The organism is Methanocalculus chunghsingensis (genome assembly GCF_018132105.1).
In the GTDB taxonomy this organism is placed as follows: Archaea; Halobacteriota; Methanomicrobia; order Methanomicrobiales; family Methanocorpusculaceae; genus Methanocalculus; species Methanocalculus chunghsingensis.
Genome location: NZ_JWHL01000001.1, coordinates 118,197 through 133,543, shown reverse-complemented (window position 1 = coordinate 133,543; position 15,347 = coordinate 118,197). Strand labels below are relative to the sequence as shown.

The 15,347-nt window shown below is 47.7% G+C and carries 15 protein-coding genes; 8 read left to right on the top strand and 7 right to left on the bottom strand.

The features are described from left to right. The first annotated feature begins 332 nt into the window (after positions 1–332). From RJ53_RS00710 to RJ53_RS00695, 4 genes are all read left to right on the top strand, one after another. Positions 333–923: a DUF5806 family protein gene (locus RJ53_RS00710; protein WP_211529686.1), complete on the top strand. Its 591-nt coding sequence runs from the start codon at positions 333–335 to the stop codon at positions 921–923. Beyond that, a complete protein-coding gene (glmM, locus tag RJ53_RS00705) occupies positions 913–2,271 on the top strand; it encodes a phosphoglucosamine mutase (RefSeq protein ID WP_211529685.1) in 1,359 nt (452 codons plus the stop codon). The genes RJ53_RS00710 and glmM overlap by 11 nt, the downstream gene beginning before the upstream one ends. A 681-nt stretch (positions 2,272–2,952) precedes the next feature. Next, the gene (locus RJ53_RS00700; RefSeq protein WP_211529684.1) at positions 2,953–6,009 is read left to right on the top strand and encodes a hypothetical protein; all 3,057 of its coding nucleotides are present in this window, start codon (positions 2,953–2,955) and stop codon (positions 6,007–6,009) included. Between the two features lie 59 nt (positions 6,010–6,068). Continuing rightward, positions 6,069–6,347, top strand: a complete 279-nt coding sequence (locus RJ53_RS00695) for an acylphosphatase (protein ID WP_211529683.1) — start codon at positions 6,069–6,071, stop codon at positions 6,345–6,347. On the opposite strand, the gene cas1 is transcribed toward RJ53_RS00695, so the two are convergent. Both cas1 and RJ53_RS00685 read right to left on the bottom strand, forming a co-directional pair. Then, the gene (cas1, locus tag RJ53_RS00690; protein ID WP_246495909.1) at positions 6,338–7,273 is read right to left on the bottom strand and encodes a CRISPR-associated endonuclease Cas1; all 936 of its coding nucleotides are present in this window, start codon (positions 7,271–7,273) and stop codon (positions 6,338–6,340) included. The genes RJ53_RS00695 and cas1 overlap by 10 nt on opposite strands. A gap of 83 nt (positions 7,274–7,356) precedes the next feature. Then, positions 7,357–7,887: an archaemetzincin family Zn-dependent metalloprotease gene (locus RJ53_RS00685; RefSeq protein ID WP_211529681.1), complete on the bottom strand. Its 531-nt coding sequence runs from the start codon at positions 7,885–7,887 to the stop codon at positions 7,357–7,359. A gap of 15 nt (positions 7,888–7,902) precedes the next feature. Here RJ53_RS00685 and RJ53_RS00680 point away from each other — a divergent pair, with 15 nt between their 5' ends. Beyond that, positions 7,903–8,322, top strand: coding sequence for a UPF0146 family protein (locus RJ53_RS00680; protein WP_211529680.1), 420 nt, complete (start codon positions 7,903–7,905; stop codon positions 8,320–8,322). On the opposite strand, the gene RJ53_RS00675 is transcribed toward RJ53_RS00680, so the two are convergent. Next, positions 8,298–9,662, bottom strand: coding sequence for a replication factor C large subunit (locus RJ53_RS00675; protein WP_211529679.1), 1,365 nt, complete (start codon positions 9,660–9,662; stop codon positions 8,298–8,300). The genes RJ53_RS00680 and RJ53_RS00675 overlap by 25 nt on opposite strands. A gap of 121 nt (positions 9,663–9,783) precedes the next feature. Between RJ53_RS00675 and RJ53_RS00670 the strand changes: the two genes are divergently transcribed. From RJ53_RS00670 to RJ53_RS00660, 3 genes are all read left to right on the top strand, one after another. Next, positions 9,784–10,788 carry a methanogenesis marker 2 protein gene (locus RJ53_RS00670; protein WP_211529678.1) on the top strand — a complete coding sequence of 335 codons (1,005 nt, stop codon included), beginning with the start codon at positions 9,784–9,786 and terminating at the stop codon, positions 10,786–10,788. Continuing rightward, positions 10,785–11,534, top strand: a complete 750-nt coding sequence (gene mtxX / locus RJ53_RS00665) for a methanogenesis marker protein Mmp4/MtxX (protein ID WP_211529677.1) — start codon at positions 10,785–10,787, stop codon at positions 11,532–11,534. Before RJ53_RS00670 ends, mtxX begins: the two co-directional genes overlap by 4 nt. A 178-nt stretch (positions 11,535–11,712) precedes the next feature. Continuing rightward, positions 11,713–11,922: a histone family protein gene (locus RJ53_RS00660; protein ID WP_211529676.1), complete on the top strand. Its 210-nt coding sequence runs from the start codon at positions 11,713–11,715 to the stop codon at positions 11,920–11,922. A gap of 22 nt (positions 11,923–11,944) precedes the next feature. On the opposite strand, the gene hisB is transcribed toward RJ53_RS00660, so the two are convergent. From hisB to RJ53_RS00640, 4 genes are read right to left on the bottom strand one after another with little or no spacing between them, the layout of a single operon-like run. Continuing rightward, complete coding sequence (hisB, locus tag RJ53_RS00655) at positions 11,945–12,523, bottom strand: imidazoleglycerol-phosphate dehydratase HisB (protein ID WP_211529675.1); 579 nt, start codon at positions 12,521–12,523, stop codon at positions 11,945–11,947. Next, the gene (gene hisA / locus RJ53_RS00650) at positions 12,520–13,230 is read right to left on the bottom strand and encodes a 1-(5-phosphoribosyl)-5-[(5-phosphoribosylamino)methylideneamino]imidazole-4-carboxamide isomerase (protein WP_211529831.1); all 711 of its coding nucleotides are present in this window, start codon (positions 13,228–13,230) and stop codon (positions 12,520–12,522) included. The genes hisB and hisA overlap by 4 nt, the downstream gene beginning before the upstream one ends. Positions 13,231–13,235: 5 nt before the next feature. Further along, positions 13,236–14,114 (bottom strand): ATP phosphoribosyltransferase, encoded by an 879-nt coding sequence (gene hisG / locus RJ53_RS00645; protein ID WP_343221796.1) that lies wholly within the window; start codon positions 14,112–14,114, stop codon positions 13,236–13,238. After that, positions 14,095–15,300: a methionine adenosyltransferase gene (locus RJ53_RS00640; RefSeq protein WP_211529674.1), complete on the bottom strand. Its 1,206-nt coding sequence runs from the start codon at positions 15,298–15,300 to the stop codon at positions 14,095–14,097. Before RJ53_RS00640 ends, hisG begins: the two co-directional genes overlap by 20 nt. Positions 15,301–15,347 lie beyond the last annotated feature (47 nt).

Below are 15,347 nucleotides of genomic sequence, written 5' to 3'. Positions count from 1 at the left end.
CTGAGAACATTGACGACACAATCCAATCCCGCAAGAAAAGACTAATATCGAGATACCGATCCTTCACCAGATTCCGGCCAGACCAAAGCCCCTAATACCCCCATAGATCAGCACCACCGTCGATCCGGATCATGAGATCGGACCTTTCTTTGATAGAGGGAGATCAAAAAAGAGAGACAAACCACCATCTATAAACCATATGATGCTATACGTTACAATGGAACAAATGAGGGGCCTGGCATATGAATAATACAGGATGAGGAACGGAGAGAAAACCGGGCAGGTACAAACAGATAACCTTCATGCGGGAAGAAGACAAACGAGGTAACGAAATGAGCTATTCAGAGGGAGGAAGCGATCCTGGCGGCGATGATCGGAGCGAGGAGATCTCGAAATACAGGAAGTTCCGCAAAGTCGATGGTGCAACATACCGGAAAGTCAACCAGTTTCTAAGGAAACACACCTATATCACCGCACGTGAATGGGCTATCGCACGCCTCTGCTCGGACTTTAAAACCACAGCAGGTGCAGAGATGACCTTCATCGGTGAAAACCTCCCAAAGCTCGTTCCGTTCATGGAGGAGCCCTATTCGCCACAGGCGGTAAATCAGGCACGCACAGCCTTCAAACGAAAAGTACGAAAATCCGGAGCAACCTTCTTTTATGGAGCAATGTGCGGCTTCTTCACCCTCGACGAACTTGATGATATCCTCTTTGAATCAAGTGAGATCGCCCGTTTCCTCCTTGAGGTTGAAGGAACCTCGATAGAGATTGACGACGAGATCGAGATTGAGGATCGGATCACAGAAATAATGCGGCGACTTGGGGACTCAGCAAATGTCCTCTTAAAGGAGCGTGCTGAGCGTCCGACACCAGACAGTCAGGCAGCAAAAAATACAATGGAGCCAGAAGATGGAGAATGAAAAAAAATTAAAAGAGCTCTTCGGAACCAATGGTGTCCGGGGCGTTATTGGAACAGAAATGAATCCCGAACTCGTCATGAGAATCGGATCAGCCCTCGGCACAATGGTTCGGGGGACAATCGCTGTTGGACGCGATACCAGAACCTCCGGAGAGGCACTTGCTGCAGCGATGAGGGCCGGCCTGTTGTCTACCGGATGTGATGTAGTCGATGTTGGTATACTCCCCACACCCGCACTCCAGTATCTTGTCAGAGAGCATTATGACGGAGGGGCAATGATCACCGCGTCGCACAATCCCCCTGAATATAATGGTGTAAAAGTGATCGAAGGAGATGGGACGGAGATGGGTGATGAACGGACCATCCAGCTTGAGGCGCTTATCAAATCCCGGGAGGCAACCATCGCAGACTGGAGAAACATCGGGAGATTGACCGATGAGCGCCAGAGAGTAGAGGAGTACATCACCTCAATCGTTACACAATTCCCGGAGAGGATCTGCAAAGGGATGACCATTGTTGTTGATCCGGGTTCAGGGCCCGCAGCCGCCACAACACCAGAAATATTGAGAAGAATGGGGGCAACCATCCATACCATCAACGCCAGGTTCGATGGCACATTCCCGGGACGCCTCCCTGAACCCACACCTGAGGGACTGGCTCCACTCTCTGAGATGGTGCGTGCAACAGGTGCAGCCTTCGGTGTAGCCCATGATGGTGATGCCGACCGGGCAGTCTTTGTCGATGAAAAGGGGATTTTTATTGATGAAAACGTAACATTTGCGATGCTTGCCGGAGCAGCCTGTAAAAAACGGCCCGGCCTGATCATCACCCCCGTCAGCACATCAGATCTGATCGCTGATGTCACCTCCACATATGGATGCACAACCATCGCAACACCGGTCGGCAGTATCTATGTCGCCCGAACGATGCGGAGATATATCGCAGAAGGGCAACCAGTTGCTTTTGGAGGAGAAGGAAATGGAGGACTCATCTTCCCGGATCACCAGTTCTGTCGTGACGGGGGGATGACAGCCGCCGCGATGGCTGCCCTTATCGCAGAATCTGCCGTACCCATCTCCAGGCTTACAGAAAAGCTTCCATCGTACACCATGCTCAAGGAGAAGATATATACAGATGATCCGGATGCACTCATAAAGAAAGTACAGCAGCATGCACCCGATAGCCCGGTTTTTGATGAAACGGATGGCATCCATATACGGTGGAAAGACGCATGGGCACTCCTCCGGCCATCGGGAACCGAACCATTTGTAAGACTTTATGTGGAATCCAAAAATCCGATAACAGCTGAAGATATGAAGAAAATAATCCTTGAGATACTGAATAATTAATACATACCTCATGGTAAAATTCAAAAGAAATCATTTGAACTAATATACCCTTAAAGAACTAAATAAATATCTTTAAGAATGATGACATTTACATAATTACTCGTTAGTTAAATGTTTACCAATGAAGATAACCCGGATAATTCTTCGGACGCCATTTATTCCTTAATAGAGAACGAAGATATTGACGGGATCTCAGTTTTTCTACAGGAAATAGAGACATTACCAGTAAAACGTGAGCGCAGCGAATATTTCGAAAAATATATTGATATCCTCCTCAAAGCTGCTTTTGAAAGAAAGAAGCCGGAATTTTTAGATTTTGGAATAGAAGGAAAAATTAAAAATCCAGGGGACATAGCGCTCCATTGTGTAGAAGAATATCTCAGCTCATATGATAATCGGTGGCTTGAGCGTTCGGATCGACTTCTTGACCTCATCGAACGAAAAAGTCAGAGATCGAATTATGTCGCTTCCATCGGGGAACGATTTATTGATGTGGGAAAGGATCGAGGCGATTTAACCCTTATTACGAAGGGTGTTAGATACATTCGTGCTATCGATTTCAAGAAAAACCGTTCTGAGGCCATAAAAAAGATAATACCGGGTCTCACCCAGTATGCAGCATCCATACAGGATCGCGATCTCCTGATTCTCTGTTCAGAAATGATCCAAGAGATTCGTGAGATGAGTACACAATCGTCCCTGAATCTTCAGATTATTGATGCATTCGCAACAATCGGTATTTCAAACGGCGATGAAAAAATCCTTGATGAAGCTTTTCATCGGGCGACAGAAATACCGCAGAAAGGTCTTGGAGAAGAAGCCTTTAAAACAATTTTCAAACGTATCGCCACATGGGAAGGGGCTGAACACCTCGTTGATATCAACGGCTTCATCCGTAACTATTTTGAAGAGATAAAGCCGGATAGCAGAAGTGAATATATTTCAGCTTTTACAACAGTTCTGATAGCAAAAAAGCGGAAAAATGAAAGTCTGAAAACCGATCTGAAGACACTATTTGATATGGCCCATGAGTACCATGAGGAGATAGTAGCAGTCATGCTCAAGGAAATTGGAGATGACCCGGCTGGCTATATCCTTGATGCACTCCTTTCTGAGATGAAAACAGATATGACCCCGTATGGAGACGGGCAGCTGAGAAGGCTTATCCAGATTGCTGTCGCAGAGGAGACGTACCCCCCCCGTAATGAACAATTATTCGAGATCTACCAGATTATTGCTGATAAACCCTTCATCGATTCAACAACACGTTCAATCTTTCACTTCATCGAAAAGGTAAGTGCTGCCGGATATATGAAAGAGGCATACCTCCTCTTTGCACGAATCATTAATGGAGGAGAGATATTGACAGGGAAGGGGATGCAAACAGCAACAATTCTTCTCAAACAATCTATCCAGGATGGCGATCTTACATATGCAGAAGAACTCCTGTTTCCACTCTTTTCCGGCCAGCAGGAATTACTCAATTATCTGATTGTCACATCTCAGGAAGCATATCTCAGCAACGATGGAATATATGCATTTAAAGATAAGAAGAAGACACTCCTTCACCTATCTTCCTTTCACTCCTCCCCTGATGACGCTGTTATCAACATTCTCACTTCACTTATAGATACTGAGATTCTTATTCACCAGCATACTGCCTCGCTCCTTGATCTGGTACAACATATAACAGATCCAATGAAGCAGGACCAGTCTATCGCTCAGATAATTATCGAAATCGCACGGGAAGGGGTCAATGAGGCAAACCGGGACATTATCCAGCATGCAGTAGCCATCGGGTGTATGATAAACGATGAAAAGACCCGATCAGATGCAATTGTCCATATTATTTATGAAATAGCCTCACTTGCCATTGTTCAGGGAGACCTCAACCTTCTGGTTCGCGTAAATACATGGTGGAAAGATCTCCTTACTGGAGAGTTTCAAGCAATTGCTGTTGATACGATCATCGAAGGGATGATACAGTTCGCCAGAGAGATGTCATCAACTGAAGCGCTGATAAACGCACATGAGATGATTAAAACGGTACATGACACCAAAAAAAGAAGAGACCATCTGGAGTCGTGTATCAGCACATATATCACCATCGGATGTAAGCGCCTCGAACAACCGGTAATTCTCACATCTGTCGAGTCACTTGAATGGGCATTGGAGCCCTTCTCGACAGCACTATCAATTCTTCGAGATGAAATTGCACCACAGGATCAGGCACGGAGTATCACCATCGGCACGGATATTATTCTTGACTACAGTCAGAAGACAGATCCAGGTCCATACATCATCCCTATATCAATGTTAATTCTTGAGGTGGATGATCCCATCAATCGACGGACGATTATTCTAAGGTGTTCAACCAGGCTTCGTCCACTTTCCCACCAGATTGATATGAATATGAGCAATCCCTATGAAACGATTGCCAGCATCATACAATCATTCCCAATAACATCACAATCAAGAACAGCTCTTGGACTTATCAGGCAGATAGTATCAGCCATTGAAGATCCATTCGCTCGAAACATCAGACTCTGCGATAGCGCACAGGCCCACCTCGAAATAGGAGAACTCACTACTGCAGGGGAAATCCTCCTTCAGATTCGATATGGCATCGATGAACTTGATCCAGAAGAGGCACATGAGATTCTGACGAGGAGTGCGGTCCTCCTGACTGAGATGAAATCTCTCTCCTCCAGAGAGTGTATCGTCGAAGCATTACACCGCATACAAAAGGTTTCACCGGAAACAAAAGACCATGCACGACGACAACTCGCAACAGCCATCGTTGCATATACAGAGATGTTCGGTGAGGCAAGTGATCTTCCGGATCCCGAAAAACTGCTCCATGATATAACAGATCCGATTGAGTATGTCTATGCAACAATTCCTGTGCTCAAAATAACCTCTGATGCTTCAAAGAAGAGAGGGCTAATTAAACAAGCATATGAAAAGATGCATGCCATTCCCATCCATTATGATCGGGCAACGTTGCTTATTGATTTTGCCTTCTCTTCTGAGATTCAGATGCCTTGGGAGGATAAAGAAGCATGTATCCGCTCAGCCATTCAGGCAAGTGAGAGCATCAAAGTTCCTTTCATCATAGCAACGATAAAAAAACGGATTATCACACATCTTGTCAATGAATATAGTTCAAGCCAGGAGAACCACATTGGTGAATTGATCATCGAGTTACTGGAGAGCATTTCTGAGGAAACTGTCAGAATCAGTATCGCAGAAGACCTCGGTCTGATGGTAATGCTCGGCTCGACAGATCTCCAGACCGATATACCCAGGATACTCCTTGAACAGCATCTGAATGAAGGAGGGCGTGTAGCAGATAACGCCCTCATTGAACGAAAAATTCAAAAAATTCATGACAGGGGTGTTCGTGCACAATATTATCTCGGAATAGCTATGCTTATCCGTCGGCGGTCACAGAGCAGAAGGGTAGAACGGCTTATACAACAGGCCATACGTGAAGCAAGTATCATTCGTCCCCTTCCCCGACGCGCATATATCCTCTGTGATCTCGCTCTCGTCTCATTTGTAAACGGGGAGTATGAACACGGAGGCACTCTCTTCGATATGGCAATGGCAACCGCAACCAATATTATCACCCCGGAAGTTCGTGATGAGGTGATCAGTGAGTTGTACGTTGCGATGCAGCTGATCCAGGAGATGGATGATGAAGGAATTTCAAACCCCGGATATAAAATAGAATAACACTATGTCAAAGCAGAGATAAACCAGGATGGTGCTACCATACATCCTGTGGTATATCCATGAAGACGATTGAACTCATTATTTCAGGAAAAGTGCAGAGAGTCGGGTTTCGTGCCTGTGCCAGACATATCGCAACAAATCTGGGTGTGACCGGGGAGGTCGAAAACCTCACCGACGGAAAAGTCCGTATTCTTGCAACAGGGGATGATGTGATTCTTGAAAAGTTTGTATCAATGCTCTATGGATGCCCACGTGCAATAATCAGGGATATTGAAGTACATCAATACATTGACACTATTTTCCCTGACTTTTCCATTAAAAGAGCTACTTACGGGTAGGAGACAGTAAAATTACCTCCATTAAGAGACTGGAGGTATGTATAGACATTCTCATCGATCACCTTCTGATTGATTGTTGTATAGAGCCTTTCGAGAAGCAGAGAGATGAGATCGTCACCAAGAACACATCTTGTCTGGCTTAATTCGTATTTTCCTGATACCTCCGAGTTTTGTGCTATATCAAAAACAACAGAGTCTACCATCGATCTCTTCAATGGATCGATAATATCATAGACAAAGCCACCCCCTCCCTGATGAAGAAGACCATGATCGGGATCGAGATGTGCCCCAATGATAGCAACACAGGCGTTTCCAAAGAGAAGGGCATATCCAAATGAAAGCATGGCATTAATCGGATCAAAATGAGGACGGTGTGTCCTTCTTCGGAACTCTAACTCCCCCGGAACGATCCGTGAGAGGATTTCATAGTACATGGTCGTCGATAATGCATGAATTCTACGAATTTCTTCAATTCTGACGAGGAATTCTATCTCATGTAATGCCTGATGGAGTACATCCTGCTCTCCACGGTAGAAGAGACCAGAGGGGTGTCTGGCATCCAGCTCTTCTAACCATAAAAGCCGTGAGCGCATTGAGGATGCTGCAAACTCAACCACATACCGGTGCGACGGTATAGACGCCTGAAGGCAGGATACCTCCTCGTTCCCTGCCCCGCCAAATGGCTTCAGCGTTCCAAGAGGGGTTCCGTGTGCATCAAAAAACGATATCCATGAACCTATTTCAAGGAGACGATTGATTGTTGCGGTCTGAATAGTATGCCCTCCGACAAGCAGGAGATGCTTAATATCCTGCAGAGGATAGCTCGACTGTATCGAACGTTTCTGAACATATAACAGCCCGGGGGTTGACTTGATGTGCGCACCATACCCCCAGATAGCATGCCATGGAACTTTCTTCTGACCCAAAATCAACCCTCAATAACAGAATTACTGTATATATACTGTGTTCTGGAGATTAACCTTTGGAAAAGTATTCAGAGATCAGACGATCAGATGCCTGGAAGCTGAGACCGGCATGTCGGACAAAACCATTTCTGCTTGCGATCCAGCTCATCCCTGGTACCAGGCTGGAACATGATGCATTCAGGGATTGTACAATGCCCCAGGCCGAGGAGATGGCCGATCTCATGCGAACCCTCTTTTGCGATCCTATCGATGGTGAGGCCTGTATTATCATCAAGACCGTAATATTCATTCTCAAGTCGTGCTGTCGATACAACAGCAGCGCCTATTGATGCGCGTGCAAGGCCGAAGACAAAATCTGAAGATTCGCTGTAGAGATCATCAGGTATCACCAGAAGAAACGGATTGTCAATTGTATGCATACGTTTGAAGAGACCAATCCTGTTGAGAACCCGACCGGCATCATATTGCCGCCGAATCCGATGATACCCATCAAGAGGAAAGAGATCTCCAGGAATAAGGTCAACAGGACAGCCGATCAGGCCTGAGATTATTCGGTGCACCGGAGTCTGGATACCATCCGGTGACCGATAATCCCAATAGATCAGGATCCCCATACCTGTAGATTGGAAATGAGTGGGTATAAACATATTGAACAATGTATCGGCCGCTATATTGGAAAAAAATACAATAAAACCGTAGAAGTCGGATCGGGAGAGAATTTTACCGCCGCTATAATTCTCAAAGAGATGGGGAGATCAGTCCTCTGTATTGATATTAAACCGATCTCTGGTCCGGATGAAATAGATGTGGCCATCGATGATGTTGAGAAACCAAATTTTCATCTCTATCAGGAAGCCGACTGTATCTATGCAATAAGGCCGGGAATCGAGATGATGCCCGATCTCATCAGGGTTGCTACAGTGGTTGGAGCCGATCTTCTCGTCTACCACCTTGGATGCGAGATCTATGCAGATGGGGGGGAGATCATCAACTGTGGTGTTATCCTCCGCCGTTATGTAAGATCTCAGAAGGAGAAAAGGGTGGACTGAGCAGGTGGCTTCTTTTCAGGAACTTTTCTCTCTGAAGACGGATTCTCCTCCAGGGTTTTTTTCTCCTCTTTTACCTTTATAGATCCCTTCTTTCTTTTCTCTTCGTCTTTCGCCTGTTTTTCCATCTCTTTGATGATCTTCCCTGCACGCACCTTATCATGTATCAGGAGACCGAGCTGGTCAGCATCAAGATTCAGGAGACGAACACACTGTGATGGATTATCATCAGCAATTCTCGAGATGAGTGTCAGATACTCTTCAGAGATGGTTCTTTGAGGAATATGATATGCTTCTGCAAGACGGTTCTCAAGAGAGAGGCGTACCTGTTTCTGTCTGCGCGCCTGCCCCATCCTCTGCCACCGTCCGGGAGGGGCAAGCCTGGGCCGGAGCCCACTCCCGGATGAAACAGTTGCTGATCCGATGAGCATCATTGCAGACGCGTACCTCCAGAGGGTATAGTACTGACGGCGGAAGGTCCTGCCAAGATAAAGATCGGCGCGGGAGAGGAGAGTGAGTCCGGATGCCCGGCGCCACCCTTCACGGTGCTGAGAGATTGCCGCCTCGATCCACTGGATAACCGCATCAGGTGTATCTTCAACCTCACGTGATAGACGAATGAGCTGATCATCTGACGAACCTGAGATGGTCTTTGCAATGAGATCAAATATGCTCGAGCGGGAGTCTTTCTGATAGGCATGAAGATCTGAGGGGGCGATATGATCCCTGCCTATTGATGTTCCAAAGAGCATATTCAGGGCTGAACGGATATCCCCGTGAGCATCTTCAGCGATCATCCGAATCGCTTCCTCATCGCACTGTAAGCCTTCTGACGCGCAGATCCCTCTGAGATACGGGGCAAGTGACCTGGCAGGAACGGCCCGGAACTGTACCTGTTCGCAGAGTTTTCGGACCTCGGGGGCAACCCCATAGGCATCATTTGCTATCAGAATGATCGGCTGTCTCGAATGCCGGATGATATCAGCTATCGCCTTTGCCCCTCCGCGATCCGCATTCCCTTCAAGATTATCGGCTTCATCAAGGAGGATCAGTCTTCGCAAGGCACCAGAGAGGCTGGCAGTCACACTTGAGCTCCCGGCTATTCTCTCAATTGCACCTTTTGTCCGCTGATCGCTTGCATTCAGTTCAATAATCTCCCATCCGAGATCGCGGGCCAGAGCGTATGCAGCTGATGTTTTTCCGATACCAGGCTTGCCATAGAGGAGAACAGGTTTCCTGTCAGATGTCCAGTCCTTTGCCCATTCAAGGAGTTGATGAACTGCAGACGTGTTGCCGACAATATCTGCAAGCCTTTGTGGCCGGTACTTCTCTGCCCAGTCCATGGTCATGATCTATAGAGGGGCTGATAAAAAATAGCTTGTGAGATCATCACAATGTTAGAACAAATACATTATCTCAGATGAGGCAGAAACCATAGTCACTAATCAGATATTGGTGTTTATTGTGGCAAAGAACTGCTCCACTCAATCAGTAGCAACAGCGGTAAGGGAATACGAAGGCGTGACACGAAAACACGCCATCGGTGAGATTATTCGCTCTTTACGACTCGATAGACCTGATGTCGTTGCATCGTTTGGGGAGGATGCAGCTGTCATACGCCAGGGAGAAAACGGCCTCCTTCTCGCAGCAGACGGGATATGGAATAAATTAATGGAGGCAGATCCATACTGGGCCGGGTTCTGCGCTGTTCTTGTTAATATCCATGATATAGCCGCAATGGGGGGTGAACCCCTGGCAATGGTCGATATTCTCTCCTTTACCGATGATCAGCTGATGGCAGAGGTGACACGCGGCATGGCCGATGCAGCCGCACGATTTAATGTTCCAATCGTTGGTGGTCATCTGCACCCAAATACACCCTACAATGTCATCGATATAGCAATCCTTGGAACCGCCCGCTTACATGAGATTATTTACAGTGACAGGGCGCAGACAGGGGATGCAATTATCGCGGCTATTGATATAAAAGGCCGTGTTCACCCTTCATGTGCAATGAACTGGGATTCCGTTACGATGAAAGAGGGGGAGACACTCAGAACACAAATACATGTGATGAAGGGTCTTGGGGAGGATAATCTCGTCACCGCTGCCAAGGACATCTCAAATCCGGGTGTCATAGGAACACTTGGAATGCTCCTTGAGATGAGTAAAAAGGGAGCCATCGTTGATCTTCATGCAATCCCCATGCCTGACCTTCATGAACATGGCATCACCTTCGAACACTGGGTCAGAATGTATCCGGGTATGGGCTTTATTCTAACATCCAGCCAGGAACATGTCGATGAAGTGTGCAGACGGTTCCGGATAGCCGGAATGGCTGCACAGGTGATTGGAACAGTTACCGATGGGAGGGAGCTGACCGTGACATATCAGGGAGAGAAGACAAGCGTCTTTGACTTTTCGGTTGACGGAATTATCGGCATCTTCGATGGATGTAACCAGATATGATACAGATCGGTATCGGACTGGCCGAGCCCAATGAGCATCTGATTCACGCCGTTGAGGGGGCAGCGGCAGAGGGCACCAGGGTGATCGTCTTTGCACCCCGCTCAATGGAACCGTCTCCAGGCATCACATACCGGCTCTCAGACAGTCCTGAGAGCGATCTGATCGATGCCCTGATGCAGGGTCAGATTGATGGTGCCGTCAGGGGAACACTGCCAGCAAACTCCACTCTGAGGTATCTCAGGGATGCATCAGGTGTCGATCATCTCGAACGAATCGCTCTTCTGGAAACAGTTGATGGACGAAAGTTTCTGCTTACACCAGTCGGTATCGATGAGGGATCAACCATCAGATCCAGAATCAATCTTGTTCAAAGCGCGAAGAGACTCGCTGAACAGATTGGCATGAACAGAAGAGTCGCCATACTCTCCGGCGGACGACTTGGTGATCTCGGCCGTAATCCGGATGTTGACCGGAGCCTTGCCGAAGCAGAACTCATTGCCCGACTCACAGGAGGAGATCATTGTGAAATTCTGATCGAAGATGCTGTCGGAGAATATGGTATCATCATCGCTCCGGATGGGATATCCGGAAACCTGATCTTCCGTACCCTCATCCTCCTTGGATCGGGCACCGGACATGGCGCACCTGTCGTAAATATCGATGTACCATTCGTGGATACTTCGCGCGCAACAGAGAGTTTTGGAAATGCAATCAGACTGGCCAAAAATCTCATCAGAAGAAAATAGATGTTTATTAAGCCTTTTTTAATAAATAGAGTGTTTTTAGAAGTTTTTCAATTCTTTATATTCAATGTGATGAATAACCATATAATGCAGAGGAACAGGGGAATGGAAGTTAAAAAATCGCTTTTTTTCCGAAAGCTATAAATATTTAACAATATACTCTTTCAATGGTGGAAATTACATGGCAGACCTACCAATCGCAGCCGTAGTAAGGATTGCAAAGAAGAATGGTGCAGAACGCGTCGGAAGCGATGCAGCAGATGCACTTGTCGAGAAGGCTGAAGCCTATATTGCTGAACTGACGAAGAAGGCAAACCAGTATGCCCTTCACGCAGGAAGAAAGACCATTAAAGAGGAAGATATCGAACTCGCAGCAAAGAGCGAGGCTTAAATCTTCCCTCTTTTAAAAAAAGTTAAAACGTTCCTTTTGTACTCGGGATCTCTGTATCATCGCCACTCTTTTCAAGTGCCCGTTTGAGGGTAATCCCGAATGCCTTAAAGATCGACTCACAGATATGGTGATCTGATCGTCCAATGAAAGAGATGTGGGCTGTGATACCAGCCTGGTGGACAAGTGACGAGAAGAAATGTTCAAAGAGATCATTTGGGATCCCGCCGGTCTCATTTCCGCTAAAATGGCCTTCGAAGACGAGATAACCCCTTCCGCCACAGTCAAGAAGGACGGTTGCACGGGCTTCATCCATGGGAATGGCCGCATCAGCAAACCGGCCAATTCCTCTTCCATCTCCTATCGCATCCCGTATTGCCATTCCCAGGACGATCCCTGTGTCCTCAACCGTATGATGGGGATCGATATGGAGATCCCCTTCAGCTGCAACGGAGAGGCCAAAGCGACCATGCCGGCCGAACGACTCAAGCATATGGTCGAGAAAAGGAAGTCCGGTTCCAATCGATACGGGACCACCATCAGGATCAAAGCTTACAGAGATGCGGGTCTCTTTTGTGCTGCGACTGATATCTGCTCTTCTCATTGTATCTCCTTCAGAATGTCGGGGAGTGAGATCAACCCCTGATATAATGCAGATCCCAGAACAGCACCTCCTGCACGAAGTTCAAGAAGGATTCGAAGGTCTGTAAGTGTTGAGACGCCACCAGAGACCACTACAGGGATCTTCACTGATCCGATCACCCTCTCTATCGGCTCACGTGCAATCCCAGCGCAGAGCCCTTCTACATCGACGTTAGTGAAGAGGAGAGACCCTGCACCCTCCTCCTCAAAGCGTGTTGCCCAGACAGAGACATCACCGGCAGTCTTTTCCCAGCCATGTGTTGCAATCTCGCCTCCACGGGCATCTACTCCGGCCATAATCCGATCAGATCCAAACTCCTCTGAAAGCCTCCTGATGATGCCGGGATCCTCAGTGGCCGCAGTGCCGATGATGACCCGGTCAACGCCAAGATTAAGCCATCCGGCAGCATCAGATTCGGATCTGATCCCACCCCCAAGCTGAATAAACACATCTGTTGATCTGACGAGATCATACATCACATCTACATTGGCCTGAGCATGTCCGAATGCTCCATCAAGATTGATGATGTGAAGAGCTGTTGCTCCCTCATCAATCCATCTGATCGCTGATGCGAGGGGGCTGCCGTACGCCTTCTCGGTCTCCCGCTTTCCACCAACAAGCTGGACGCACCGCCCTTCCAGAATATCGACCGCTGGAAATATTTTCATAGGCATCATGGAATCATGCGCTGGACATCCATGACAAGGATATCCTTTGCACCAGCGCGTTTAACAAGATTAATCAACTGATAAATCCGCTCTTCAGCAACGACTGCATGAACCGCAACAAGGTTTTCATCCGAAGCAACTTCCATTACCGTCGGGCCGGAGAGACCGGGAAGGATCGACCGGATCTCATCGAGCTGGTTACGCTGAATATTCATCATCAGGTAACACTGCCCTTTCGCTGATATTACACTCTCAAGAGCGAGGGATATCTCATCGATCTTCTCCTTATGATCAAGAAGCGATCTTCTGTTTGCAATAAGCCAGGTTGAGCTATGGAAGACATCCTGAATGATTCTCAGGTGATTAGTCTTCAGAGTCGTTCCGGAACTCGTCAGATCGACGATGGCATCGGCGATTCCCAGGTGTGGGGCCGCCTCACATGCCCCTGAGACAGAAACAATGCTGACATCAACACCATGATCGCTGAAGAAAGAGCGTGTTATGCCAGGAAACTCAGTGGCGATCTTTTTGCCACTGAGATCCTGCAGCGTCACATACTCTGACTCTTCAGGAACAGCAATGACAAGCCGTGCCTTGCCCATCCTGAGATCCAGTAGTTCAACGACATCTGAGCCCCGCTCTGCAACCATATCCCGCCCTGTGATTCCGATATCGGCGACACCTTGTGCAACATATTCAGGTATGTCAATGGGCCTGACATAGAGGATCTCGATATGCGGATCCACCGTCTTTGCTATAAGCTGCCGATCACCGCCGCCATTGATATGAAGGCCACTTTTTTCAATAACATCGGCAATCGGATCTGCGATCCTCCCTTTATTCGGGATAGCAAGTCTGATCAGATCAGAAGGTCTTGAGTTCACCTTTGATTACCCTCTCGGTGATACTGGAGATATTCGAAAGTCTGTCATTGACAATCTCCTCAACATCACGGGAGACTGCCTTGAAATCCACACCCTTCTCCGGGATGATCTGGACACTGGCGACGAGGGGATGATCGATCGGCTTGCCGATCTGGGAGAGGAGACGGACGTACATCTCAGTGATTCCATCGACCTTCATGCAGGCCTCCTGTGCGATCTCGGTGGCGAGGAGGTTATAGATCTTCCCGATATGGTTGATCGGGTTCTTCCCGCTTGCAGCTTCCATGCTCATCGGCCGGTTCGGTGTGATGAGCCCGTTGATCCGGTTTCCACGACCAACAGAACCATCATCACCCATCTCTGCGGAGGTTCCGTTCACGGTAAGGAAGAGACTATTATTGGCTATATCATCTGCAGTATTTACCGCGACCTCGACCTTCCGGCTGGTGTACTTCCCGGCAACTGACTGGAGTTTCTCACTCATGACAGCAGTCATATTGACATAGTCATCGATGGATGAGCAGTACCGGTCAACCATTGCAGAGGCGATGGTGAAGGTCATCTTGTCACCATTCCGAAGACCCATGATCTTGATGTCATAGCCGATCATCGGGTGTTTTGGACGAAGTGTTTCCGTAATCTCCTTATCCATGGCAAGAATAATCTGCTCGACTTCAGAGAAAGGAGCATGCCCTACACCAAATGATGTGTCATTGGCGCGTGGAACGAGATTTTGACCGCAGGTTTTAAAAACATCACAGAGATCAGTTGAACCATCACCCATTCTGCAGTCGACGATGACATCCCGCTCCATATTCAGGGTAGGAAGTGTCTCTGCGAGATATTTCCGTGCGGCTTCGACCGAAACTGCATCGGTTGGGATGACATGCCCTTCGAAGTGCTTCGTTGCCCTGCCTGTCAGGAGGAGATATATCGGACGGACAATTTTTCCCCCGCCAAATGACGGTATTGAGGCACCCGCGACAACCTCACCCTGGTCGGTGTTGTGATGGAGTACTGCATCACAATATGTTTCATACTCACAGCAGAGCGCACGGCTGACCGCTTCGGCAACACCATCGGCGATACTGTCAGGATGGCCGATGCATTTCCTCTCAACAAGCTCAATCTGCTGTTCTTCAATTGGTGTCTGTGTAAGTGATACGACGTTGATGTTTCGTTTCATAAAAAGCCTCTGTCAGGATTCATCCAGTACATAAAAAATGACCGGAT

Bases quoted from the DNA above. Each gene is read 5' to 3' on its own strand.
- RJ53_RS00675 (WP_211529679.1), bottom strand. From the start codon at position 9,662: ATGGACTGGGCAGAGAAGTACCGGCCACAAAGGCTTGCAGATATTGTC.
- RJ53_RS00710 (WP_211529686.1), top strand. From the start codon at position 333: ATGAGCTATTCAGAGGGAGGAAGCGATCCTGGCGGCGATGATCGGAGC.
- mtxX (WP_211529677.1), top strand. From the start codon at position 10,785: ATGATACAGATCGGTATCGGACTGGCCGAGCCCAATGAGCATCTGATT.
- RJ53_RS00695 (WP_211529683.1), top strand. From the start codon at position 6,069: ATGAAGACGATTGAACTCATTATTTCAGGAAAAGTGCAGAGAGTCGGG.
- hisA (WP_211529831.1), bottom strand. From the start codon at position 13,230: ATGAAAATATTTCCAGCGGTCGATATTCTGGAAGGGCGGTGCGTCCAG.
- RJ53_RS00685 (WP_211529681.1), bottom strand. From the start codon at position 7,887: ATGGGGATCCTGATCTATTGGGATTATCGGTCACCGGATGGTATCCAG.
- hisB (WP_211529675.1), bottom strand. From the start codon at position 12,523: ATGAGAAGAGCAGATATCAGTCGCAGCACAAAAGAGACCCGCATCTCT.
- glmM (WP_211529685.1), top strand. From the start codon at position 913: ATGGAGAATGAAAAAAAATTAAAAGAGCTCTTCGGAACCAATGGTGTC.
- RJ53_RS00700 (WP_211529684.1), top strand. From the start codon at position 2,953: ATGAGTACACAATCGTCCCTGAATCTTCAGATTATTGATGCATTCGCA.
- RJ53_RS00640 (WP_211529674.1), bottom strand. From the start codon at position 15,300: ATGAAACGAAACATCAACGTCGTATCACTTACACAGACACCAATTGAA.
- RJ53_RS00660 (WP_211529676.1), top strand. From the start codon at position 11,713: ATGGCAGACCTACCAATCGCAGCCGTAGTAAGGATTGCAAAGAAGAAT.
- RJ53_RS00680 (WP_211529680.1), top strand. From the start codon at position 7,903: ATGAGTGGGTATAAACATATTGAACAATGTATCGGCCGCTATATTGGA.